The sequence below is a fragment of the Cognatundibacterium aquatile genome (genome assembly GCF_014699135.1).
Taxonomy (GTDB): Bacteria; Pseudomonadota; Gammaproteobacteria; order Burkholderiales; family Burkholderiaceae_D; genus Undibacterium; species Undibacterium aquatile.
In genome coordinates this window covers 174,765-186,219 of the sequence record NZ_JACOFT010000001.1, presented here as the reverse complement: position 1 = coordinate 186,219, position 11,455 = coordinate 174,765, and the positions used below count along the sequence as shown (strand labels likewise).

The window sequence follows — 11,455 nt, the reverse complement described above, 5'->3', positions numbered from 1 at the left end:
CTTATTTAAACTTATAAGATGCAGTCACGTACAAGAAACGACCGCGTGGATCATATTGGTAAATATCATAGCCACTTTGGAACTGATTGGTTGCAGGAATAAATACATCTGGTTTTTTATCAAACAGATTTTTAACACCTACAGCCAGCGTCGCATTTTTGATACCAGTATAAGTCACGTTCAGATCATATATTTGCGAATCGCCAATAAAGTTAGGCAGATCCTGAGTCGTGTTTTTAGTACGATAACTAGACGAATAATTTTGGATAAAAGTTGTCGCCCATGCGTCACGTGTCCAAGTAGCAGACAATTGATGTTTCCAACGCAGAATCACACCACCGCTGTTCGAACCAATAACTGGTGTAGCAGTTCCAGCAACATCATTAACCAAAGTACCGACCTTACCGTATAACTGACCGCCAGGTGAAGTCTGGTCAAATTTGTTCATGTAAGTACCGTTCAAATTCACATTCAAACCACCGAATGAAAATTTGTCTTTCCAGTTTGCAGCAACGTCCAAGCCTTGCACATCAGCAGTACCTGCGTTGGCTGTAACGGCAATGAGACGTGTGATGTTATTACTTGCATCTACAATTACTGATTTTGCGTAGGTAGGATCTCCGCGACGGAAGCCATCGACAATTTCTTGCTCAGTTGGAGTAGAAATATAATCACTAATTCTGATTCGGAACCAGTCTAAACTCAGACTCAGATTGTTTGTAGGTTGCAATACGATACCCATCGAGAACTGTTTCGATTTCTCTGGCTTCAAATCCGGATTACCACCAGATTTTTGATTTGCCTGTATCGAAAATTGATTAGTCGTAGGGTCGTCAAATTGTGCAGAAGTACCTAACGTTTGCGGATACCATAAATCAACCAAAGTAGGTGCGCGGAAGCCAGTACCATAAGATGTACGCAACAATACCGACTTCACTGGTTGGTAACGAACATTTGCTTTGTAGTTCGTCGTGTTACCAACATCGCTATAACGGTCATTGCGAACCGACACGTTACCATCCAGGTTTTTCAATACAGGAACATTAACTTCAGCGAAGAAAGAATTAATTGTGCGGCTCTTATCCAAAGGAACAATAGTGCCTCCCAAACCAGCGATGTCACCGTCAATATAAACTTGACTTGGATTCAATGCATAATTTTGTTTAGTTGACTGAGCACCCGCAGCGTACTGAACAGGAGCATTACCCAAATTAAATAAGTCGCCAGCAATCTTAGCATCAAATGTATCCAGCTTTGATGTTGCAGACAAATAGTCACCAGCGAACGCTGCAGCTTGAATTTTTGATGTCAAAGCCGCATTTTGAACTCCTCCTGGAGCCCATGGATTCCAGCCGCTATTAGGATCATTAATTGCTTGAGCATAAGCAACCTGAGAGAAATAGCCGCTAGTGACGTTGCTCGTCAATTTAGACTTATTGGTTGCATAAGCAACTTCGTAGTCTTGATTCGCTATGGTACCTTTCGCGCCAATTACCATTCTGTATTGATCCGCAGTATCAACACCAGAACGTTGGCCAAAATCTTTTACACGAGCAGTAATAGCCAACGGTTTGCCAATCATGCTAGATTGACCGATTTGGTTCAAATACGGAACTGCGATCGTCTGGTAGGCTGGGTTATTTGGGTAAAGTAATAACGCACGTTCAACTTTTTTTGTATCGAATAAGGCATCTGTATCAAAGAAATCACTACGCGCAGGAGATGCTTGGAAAGTTTGAGTAACCTTACTTTGGGAATACATAGCATCAGCAAACAACTGAAGGCTATCGTTCACTTTGTAATTCAAATTACCAGTGAAGTTGATAAGTTCACGATCTGGTGTCAAGCCAACATCGGGACCACTGTCATACGCACAATATTTTTGCTTCTTCGAAGATAATCCTGGATAGGCCACCATACCAATGGCACCACATTGACCTGATGCAGCCATTGGATTGCCATAACCGCTACCGCCTGTTGCTTGATCATCACCTCCTCCGGGAGTCCAAGTACCCTGAATGTTACCTTGGCCTGTCGCACCAGCGCCATAATAAGGGAAGTTGTTTGCAGATTTAGCATATGAGCGGTCTTTACCAAAGAGCGCCTTTTCTTTTTCATATGATCCAGAGACCACACCACTAATTCCGCTTTCAGTACCGAAACCCGCAACGATGGAAGCACGTCCATTTTGACCGCCGCCGCTAGTAGTTGGAGAGCCCAATTGGCTACTGATCTCAATGCCATCATATTTCGTCTTCAAGATGAAATTGACAACACCGGCCATCGCATCACTACCGTAAATACCTGAGGCACCATCTTTCAAGATTTCCACACGCTCAATAGCAGCCAGCGGAATAGAATTGACGTTGACAACAGTACCACCGCCACTTGCAAATGGCGCTAAACGACGTCCGTTCACTAAAACCAACGTACGTGAGTCACCTATGCCACGCAGAGAAATAGTTGACAAACCACCAGTCGATGTACCTGCTCCACTTGCGTTCGATATGCTTCCGCCCGCAGAAACCGCAGAAATCGAAGCGAGTAAATCTTGTGTACTCGTTACACCGCTTTGCGCGATCTCAGCCTTTGTCACAATTTGAACAGGTAAGGCTGTTTCCGAGTCAACTCGTTTAATGGAGGAGCCGGTAATTTCTACGCGCTGTGCTTCTTGCGCCATTGCCAGACCAGGTAATGCTGCAACACCAAACGCCATCGTCAACGCATGGGCAACCAGCGTTTTTTTAAAAACTATATTTTTTGACATGTGAGTTCCTAAGTATCCAATTAAACAATAAGCAACAAGAAACGATGAAAAACCCCGTTCTCTGCTGCTTGTTATTTTTGTGTATGTTTTACGATCAAAAATGAATCAATCCTGCTGCAATACACAATGTCCAACACCCCGTTAAATATTTTTTGCAGATTTTTACACGTTGTTATAGCTTTTGTTCTATGTAAATAAGCCCATTCATACGAACCCATTTATGTAAATAATTCTGTCAAAAAAATATTATTCGTCATAGAAACATCTGGGTACTCTTAGTGTCAATCTGGTTTTTTTTTGCCTTCGCAAAAAAACAACATCGATTTTTCAATAAAAAAACGTCCCTCAGAGACTCGCGCTTTTTTTGTGCAAAGCAATATAAATTATTTGATCGATTGTCGTTTTTTGTTCAATCTGCATTTTATTTATCAAATCATCACAAATGGCCGAAGAATGCCCGATGGGAGCTAAAAAATAGCAAATAGATTGACTTATATTTACTTCTGGGAAAGACAGCTTTTATGACGATAAAAGATCTCGGGAAGAGAAAATTTGACTTATTTGCACCATTTTGTGGCAAAAAATATTTTTGCACCATTTTGTGGAAATTTTGCAATTCAAACTGAGTAGACATATTTTTAGGAATGTAGCAGCACCAACCTCGTATAAATCAGCATGCAAGCAATGAGGTAAAAGCAGTTGCTTATTCAAGACCAGCGCTTACGCGGCATGAATGTTTTACGTATCTGTTGACGTGAGAGACTTATTTCGCACTAAGCAACAAACAAAAAAGCCCTCGTAAAAACGAGGGCTTTTTTATTACTACACTCAGTCACAGCACTTATCGTGCAAGTGACGCAGCATGTGTTTATTTCGCTGAAGCATCCGCCTCTGCTGCCGCTTTGACTTCCGGCTCTTTAAATTTGGCGCCACCTGCATTTGCCAGATGCACCACAGCGCGAGCAACTTCGACATCGTCCAGATCAGGATTGCCGCCTTTGGCTGGCATTGCGCGCAAACCGCCAAGCGCGTGCGTTAACACTGTATCGTAGCCCTGAGCAATACGTGGCGCCCAGGCAGCAGCATCGGCAAATTTTGGCGCACCAGCAGCACCGGAGTCATGACATGCGGAGCAAACCATTTTATAGACGGCTTCGCCTGACTGTAATTGTTTAGGGCCAGTGTTGTCTTGGAATGTAAAACCCTGATCAGCGATCGGGTGAATACGCGCGGCAATCGCTTCCGGCGTTTGCGCAGATGAACCAGCGCCAACTTTTTTATCATTGGCTACATATTGAACCAATAAAACAATAGCGATAATGGGGACCAGAAATCCGGCGAGAATCGCAACGATAAGTTGCTTTGGTGTCTTAATCGCTGATTCGTGTTCGTCGTGCGCGTCGCTCATGGTGTCCTCGTTGCAAATGAAATGGTCGTTCCGGTTGCCCGCCAGCGACTGGAAGTGGCTGGTATCAAAGTTTTTGATTATAGAGCGAAAGATAAGGGTTTGGAACGAAAAGCGGAGTTTCTCTGATCAGTATCAGCGAATCTGCTGATCATCTGCGACAAAAAGCGCGAAGTGATTTACAAGAAACGATGGAAATTAGGTTAAAATGCTGGCCTTGCAACATCCTCACCGCGCCAGTAGCTCAGTTGGATAGAGTACAGCCCTCCGAAGGCTGGGGTCGCACGTTCGATTCGTGTCTGGCGCACCACACTTCCTTTCATTCATTCTCCGGCATTCGCTAGTTGAAGGCGTCTCGTCAAAAAAACACTGAAACGTGTTGATTGCCGTTGATCTTCCCGACTAAGCACATCTGCTGTCTGCGATACCGATAGCTGGTCGGAACATGTGTTCCAAACGCAAATCACCTACCTCGTTGTTGCCAAACATCAACATTTCACATCTGATTTGTCTATCCGTGATATCCGTAAAGAGATAGATAACAGATGTCACGCCAGAGAAACATTTCGTTCTTAGTATCTGACTGCTTCGCATCATTCGCATGATTTAAATGCTTTTAATGTGAGTAAAATTAACTTCGTGATAATTACTGCAATTTGTTAACATTTTTGCCAAACGCGGAGTTGCCTGACAGACTCAAACACAGAGAACGTATCCAATGACTTTATCCCGTACCCGCATCGCACAAGCCGTGGCATTACTGTGTAGCCTGAATGCATTGTTGACCCCACAAGCGCAAGCACAAAATAATCTGACTACGCCGTCCGTGACCGGCAATGAAGAAGCTGGGGCTCAGGCGGTGATCGTCACGGGCACACGCGGCAGCAATCGTACCCAATTTGACACCATGGCACCGGTTGATGTGTTTAACCGGGAAGATATCCGCTCTGTCGATTCATCTGATCTGAATAATGTGCTGGCACAACTGGTGCCTTCGTATGTGGTACAGCGTCTGCCGATGGCAGATGGTCAGGTCTTCGTGCGACCCGCGACCTTGCGCGGCTTATCACCCGACCAGACGCTGGTGCTGATCAATGGCAAACGTTTCCATCGCAGCGCGCTTCTTGGTTCACGCGGTGCGCAGGCCGCAGATCTGGCGCAGATTCCTGTCAGCGCGATCAAACGCATAGAAGTTCTGCGCGATGGCGCGTCTGCACAATATGGCTCGGATGCGATTGCCGGTGTGATCAACATCATTCTTGACGATACGCCGGGTACGGAATTCTCGGTTCGCCATTCGCAATATTCTGAAGGCGATGGCAAGAGCAATGAAGTGAATCTGAAGACGGGCTTCACATTCGGCGACGCTGGAAAAGCGACGATCTTCGGCGCGCTGGCCAAGTCTGATCCTACTTCACGCACGCGCCAGCGAGCCGATGCGATTGCGTTTCAGGCGGCGCATCCGGAACTGAACGTGCCGAATCCAGTACAACGCTGGGGTCAGCCTGAATTAGAAAGCAAGCGCATCGGTTTCAACGCCAGCATGAACCTCAGCGACACAATCGCGCTGTACAGCTATGGCTTATATAGCAGCGGCGACGGCACCTCTGATTTCAATTGGCGCAATCCAGACACAAGCACCGGTGCGTACAAAACCAGCAGCGTATTCCCCGGCTGGGATTTGCGTCGTTTGTACCCTGTCGGTTTCAGCCCCAGCTATTCCAATGAGCAGGATGATGTGCAGTTCGTCGCTGGCCTACGCGGGCAGGCGAGCGAGCGCATGAATTGGGATGTCAGCGCCTCCTATGGCCGCAACCGCATCGACTATAAACTGGCGAATTCTATTAATGCGTCGATGGGGCCAACCAGCCCGACGGCGTTTTACCTCGGACGTCTGTCGCAGGAAGAAAAAATTCTGAATGCGAACGTCAACTACGAGTTACCAGTTGCATCAATGGCGCAACCGCTCAATATTGCGTTTGGTACTGAAGTCCGGAACGAAACCTACGGCGTCAAAGCAGGTGAGGTCGCCTCATATACGGTCGGCCCCGGCGCTGCGATCGGGCTGGATGCTAATTCTAACGGCGCACCGGGCTTCAGTGACAGGCAGGCCGGTAGCTGGGGACAGGATAGTTATGCCGCCTACCTTGACATCGAAGCGCCGGTCAGCAAAGCGCTGAATCTCGGTGCCGCCGTGCGTTATGAACATTTTTCAGAATTCGGTAACACCGTCAACGGCAAGCTGTCGGCGCGCTATGCATTGAATCCGGATACGGCCTTGCGCGGTTCGTACTCGACCGGTTTCCGCGCTCCAACGCCGGGACAATCAAATACCAACAGCACCGGTCAGGGTCTGGATACAAAAACACTCTTGCTGTTCACCAGCGGACGTCTGGCGAATAATGATCCGCTCGCGATTCTGCTCGGCGCACAGCCATTGAAACCCGAAAAATCACAAAATCTGTCGCTCGGTCTGACATGGAAAAATGCGTTGGGCTTTTCCGGTTCTGTCGATGTGTACAACATTAAAGTGACAGACCGTTTCAGCACCTCAGCTTCATTTGCAGTACCAGCAGGCATCGCGAATCCGCTGCGTTACACCTCGGTCAGTTATTTCACCAATGACTTCGACACCACGACACGCGGTATTGATATCGTCGGTAGTCATCTGAGCAAGCTGGGCAACGGCAAACTCAATCTGACACTGGCATATAACTACAATACAACCACGGTTGACAGCGGCCAATCCAGCGTCGCCACCAATGCGGCACAGCGCAAGGTGTTCGAAGAACGTCTGCCACGCCAGAAAGCGACGATCAGCGGTAACTATGAAAGCGGCAACTGGGATGCACTGGCACGCGTTCGCTATTACGGCGCCTGGACCGACAATTCCGGCAATGCGACCGGCGATATTTTCCAGCGCTTTGGCGGCATTCAGTTTCTCGATATCGCCCTCAGTTACAAGCTTAGTCAGAAGCAATCGATACGCGCCGGTATCGATAATCTGCTCAATAAATACCCCGATGAAGCCAGCTTTCAGGCCAGCCGTGGTCTGATTTACTCACGTAACGCACCGTATGACACGGACGGCCGCAGCCTCTACGTTGAATACAAGGTGAAATTTTGAGTGGTAACAGTATGAAAAACAACGACAAAGTCGATGCCAGGCGTCGTCATTTATTATGCTCAGGAGCACTGTTGGGAACGCTGCCGCTGGCATCCGGTAGCGCAGGTGCGGCAGGCCAGCCATCACCAGCTTCACCAGCCATGCCGGTCGCCCCTGTTGGCGCAACACCGGCGACGCTGGCGCGTGATAACGCTTACTGGAATGCAGTCGCAGCACAATACGACATCACGGATGATGTCATCCTGCTCGACAATGCTTACTGGGGTTCGATGTCGAAGTCTGTGCTGGCCGATTATCAACAGCAACTGGCGATGGTCAACCGTGGTAATGCCTGGTACGGGCGGGTGCGCTTTCCTGCCGAATTCGAGACTGCCCGCAAACGTACCGCCGACGCGCTCGGCGTTCACCAAGATGAAATCGTATTTACGCGCGGCGCAACCGAAGCCTTGCAAGTGCTGATCGCGGGTTACCAACGCCTGACAGCAGGTGACAGCGTGCTGTATGCCGATATCGATTACGACAATATGATCACCACCATGCGCTGGTTAAAGCAACGCCGTGGCGTCAACGTTGTGGCGATCAGTATGCCTGAACCATTCAGTTACGATGCCGTGGTCGCCGCCTATGTGGCAGCGATGGATCAGCATCCGCGCCTGAAATTAATTCTGCTCACGCATGTCAATCACCGCAACGGCATGGTCTTACCCGTCGCCCACATTGCCCGACTGGCGCGCGAACGCGGTATTGATGTGATCGTCGATACCGCCCACGGCTTTGGACAACTCGACATGCGCATTCCTGATCTGCAGGCGGATTTCGTCGGCATTAATCTGCACAAATGGATAGGCGCGCCGGTCGGTGTCGGCGCGGTGTATATCAAGCGTGGGCGCGTGCGCGATATTGCCCCTTATCTGGGTGAGCCTGATGGCGACGATATCAGCACACGCGTGCACACCGGTACACTGAATTTTGCGGCTTACCTGAGCCTGCCGAAAGCGCTCGATCTGCACGCCGCCGTCGGCGTGGCGAACAAACAGGCGCGGCTGCAGTATTTGCGCAATCGCTGGGTCGAAGGCGCGCGCCAGATCAAGGGCGTCGACGTGCTGGCCTCGTCCGATACGCGGCTGAGCAGCGCCATCAGCGCATTCCGTCTGAAAGGAAAAACCAAGGCGGAAGACACCACGGGATTAGCAACACAACTCGCCTTGCAATATGGCATTTTTACGGTTCCCCGCAACGGCCTGGTATCTGGCAGCTGCATCAGAGTCACACCCGGAATTTTTACTCCCGAATCACATATTGATGCCTTACTCGCAGCGATGCAAAAAGTGGCCGCAGCTTAATGCACATCATCGTATTTCGCCTGACGAAATACGATGTGATGCAATGTGATATGAATATGTGAATAAAAGCCGCCAACGATGGCCTGATACTCACCTTCGCACATATCCAACTGTTAAAATCCCGGCATGCCTCGCTTTGCTTTTTCTTTGTTATCTGATTGTTTGTTGTTCTGCGCATGCAGTCTGGCACCCGCAACCGTCTGCGCCAGTCAGTTATCGGTGGTCACCGAGAGTTTGCCACCGCTGAATTTCGAAGAGCATGGCAGCGTCACCGGCTATTCCACCGAAATTGTGCAGGCGGTTTTGCAAGAAGCAAAGCTGGCAGCCCCGATAGAACTGATACCCTGGGCACGCGCGTATCAACGTGCGCTGCAACAACCGAATACCCTGATTTATTCCATGACCCGCACGCCCGAGCGTGATGCGCAGTTTGAGTGGATAGGCGTGCTCAGCAACCGCCAGATTTATCTGTATAAATTGAAGTCCCGCACCGACATACAGATAAAAACGCTGACCGATGCCGGTGCTTACAAAACCGGGCTGGTACGGGAAATGGCATCAGCGAAGGACTTCATGCGTAAAGGACAGTTTCCTGACTACGTGGTCGACTACGCACCGACTGACGAATCCAACATGAAAAAATTTCTGATGGGCCGCGTTGATCTGGCCATTTTTCAGAACTGGAGCGCCGCGTTTTTAATGAAGTCGCAGAACCGTACGATGGATGAACTCGAACCATTGCTCCTACTCGATGGCAGCAGCAATTATTATCTGGCGATGAGCAAAAACAGCGACCCGGCGCTGGTGAAAAAGCTACGCAAAGCTTTTGAAAAGGTGCAGCAATCCGGCTTATTCGACAAGCTGCGGCTCAAATATCTGCGCTGATATCTAAGCTGATGTCTAAGCTGATATGTCTAAGCTGATAATTCAGCCGAAATCTACACTGAAAAAGCGGGTATTTTCATATACTCCCCCTGCTTTTTCATCAAACACACTTAATGTCCTTATGTTTAAAGGGCTTTAAAATATACTCCCCCCAGTATATTTATCCTCAAAACAGACCTAATTGCTGCCCGCTGGCGGCTTCCGTTTCAGCAAGTCGCACGCCCAGACCCAGCAGGCGCACGGGTAACTGGCGGCGCTGAAATCCGGTTTCCAACAATTGCTGAAACAAACCGATATCCAGCGTTTTTGAAACGCATTCGACGGTGGTGATACGAAAATCAGAAAAGCGGATTTTGACGTAGAGTTTATGAATATGGCTGATCGCATCTGCCCGCTGCACCCGCTGTTGCAGCGACGCGTATAAAGCAGGCAGTTCGGCCACACACGCGGTCAGATCGGGCAAATCATGGACATAGGTTTCTTCGGTACTGACCGATTTGCGCTCGCTGCTGGCGCGCACCTCGCGCAGATCAATACCGCGACACAACTGATACAAGCTATTGCCGAGCTTGCCGAAATGTTGCATCAGATCTGCCAGCGACCACGCCCGCAAATCGCGGCATTCCTGAATGCCCATGCTGTGTAATTTGGCGGCAGTGACTTTGCCGACGCCAAACAATCTTGCCACCGGCAAGGCCGCAACGAACTCTTCCACCTGATCCGGCAAAATGACGAACAAGCCATCCGGCTTGTTCCAGTCGCTGGCAATCTTGGCGAGAAACTTATTTGGCGCCACGCCTGCCGAAGCGGTGATACCGACGGTGTCGGCAATCCGGGCGCGGATTTCACGCGCAATCAGGGTCGCGCTGCCATGATGGCTGGTCGCCTGACTGACATCGAGATACGCTTCATCCAGCGATAAAGGCTCGATCGCCTCGGTGTAGTCGCGGTAAATCGCCAGAATCTGGCGCGATGCAATCCGGTATTTTTCCATCGTCGGCGGCAAAATCAGCAGCTCCGGGCAACGGCGTACTGCCTGCGACATCGGCATGGCTGAACGGATGCCGAAACGCCGCGCCTCGTAATTACAAGTCGCCACGACGCCGCGTTGATCCGGTTGACCGCCAATCGCCAGTGGCCTGCCCCGCAATGACGGATCGTCCCGCATTTCTATCGAGGCGTAAAAACAGTCGCAATCACAATGAATAATTTTTTTCAAAACGCAGATCGTTGGGGTGAGATTGAAACTCATTTCATCAATAGGGATGAATTCTGGTTTATTTTATCTGTTTTTCGCTACAAAACTGTATGCATATACAGTTATTCCAATCTTGCTTGCGCCATATCAGCGATGACAAAGCGCAAAAATTACGTCACTATCTGAAAGTTTTCCTTTCCTGCGGCTTCAACATGAAAAAAACTTTCTCCTTTGTCTCCAGACTCATTTCCGCATGCACGATTGGTCTTGCGTTAAACCTTGCACATGCCGACGTTGCCAGACCATATGACGAAACTGCTGATGCGCCCGCTGCAGTCGCCAAAGCGCTGACGCAGGCACAGGCCAGCAACAAAAAAGTGCTGGTGATTTTCGGCGCGAACTGGTGCAAGGATTGTCTGGAGCTCGACCGTTCTATGCAAGGACAAAGCGCCGCCCTGATCGCCAGCAAATTCGTGCTGGTCAAAGTCGATGTTGGTCAGTTTGATAAAAATCTGGCGCTGGCAAACAGCTACGGCAACCCGATTAAAAAGGGTATTCCGGCCGCTGTCGTTTTAAAAGCAGATAACAGTGTCTTGTTTGCATCGAAAGGTGGTGAATTGTCGAATGCACGCAAAATGAGTGAACAAGGCGTGTATGATTTCTTCAATCAGATCATCACGCAGCACCCGTAACATCAGGTTTCCTGCTGTCATCTGAGATACGCAGCAAC

Annotated in this window: 7 protein-coding genes and 1 tRNA gene; 5 read left to right on the top strand and 3 right to left on the bottom strand. The window is 49.1% G+C overall.

The genetic code is table 11. The annotated features are described in order from the left end of the window. Nucleotide 1: 1 nt before the first annotated feature. Entirely contained in the window at nt 2-2,767 is a 2,766-nt protein-coding gene (locus H8K26_RS00825) for a TonB-dependent receptor (RefSeq protein ID WP_190476650.1), read from the bottom strand. An 868-nt stretch (nt 2,768-3,635) separates the two neighbouring features. Beyond that, nucleotides 3,636-4,175: a c-type cytochrome gene (locus H8K26_RS00820; protein ID WP_190476647.1), complete on the bottom strand. Its 540-nt coding sequence runs from the start codon at nt 4,173-4,175 to the stop codon at nt 3,636-3,638. A gap of 230 nt (nt 4,176-4,405) precedes the next feature. On the opposite strand from H8K26_RS00820, the gene H8K26_RS00815 reads away from it, so the two are divergent. The 4 genes from H8K26_RS00815 (at nt 4,406) to H8K26_RS00800 (ending at nt 9,527) form a co-directional block, all read left to right on the top strand. Then, nucleotides 4,406-4,482 (top strand) — tRNA-Arg (locus tag H8K26_RS00815). A 408-nt stretch (nt 4,483-4,890) separates the two neighbouring features. After that, nucleotides 4,891-7,299: a TonB-dependent receptor plug domain-containing protein gene (locus H8K26_RS00810; RefSeq protein ID WP_190476646.1), complete on the top strand. Its 2,409-nt coding sequence runs from the start codon at nt 4,891-4,893 to the stop codon at nt 7,297-7,299. Between the two features lie 11 nt (nt 7,300-7,310). Further along, nucleotides 7,311-8,642: an aminotransferase class V-fold PLP-dependent enzyme gene (locus H8K26_RS00805; protein ID WP_190476644.1), complete on the top strand. Its 1,332-nt coding sequence runs from the start codon at nt 7,311-7,313 to the stop codon at nt 8,640-8,642. A gap of 126 nt (nt 8,643-8,768) precedes the next feature. Beyond that, a complete protein-coding gene (locus H8K26_RS00800; protein ID WP_190476643.1) occupies nt 8,769-9,527 on the top strand; it encodes a substrate-binding periplasmic protein in 759 nt (252 codons plus the stop codon). A 166-nt stretch (nt 9,528-9,693) separates the two neighbouring features. On the opposite strand, the gene dinB is transcribed toward H8K26_RS00800, so the two are convergent. Then, complete coding sequence (gene dinB, locus H8K26_RS00795; protein WP_190476641.1) at nt 9,694-10,779, bottom strand: DNA polymerase IV; 1,086 nt, start codon at nt 10,777-10,779, stop codon at nt 9,694-9,696. Between the two features lie 158 nt (nt 10,780-10,937). On the opposite strand from dinB, the gene H8K26_RS00790 reads away from it, so the two are divergent. Then, nucleotides 10,938-11,417 carry a thioredoxin family protein gene (locus tag H8K26_RS00790; RefSeq protein ID WP_186884049.1) on the top strand — a complete coding sequence of 160 codons (480 nt, stop codon included), beginning with the start codon at nt 10,938-10,940 and terminating at the stop codon, nt 11,415-11,417. The last annotated feature ends 38 nt before the right edge of the window (nt 11,418-11,455 follow it).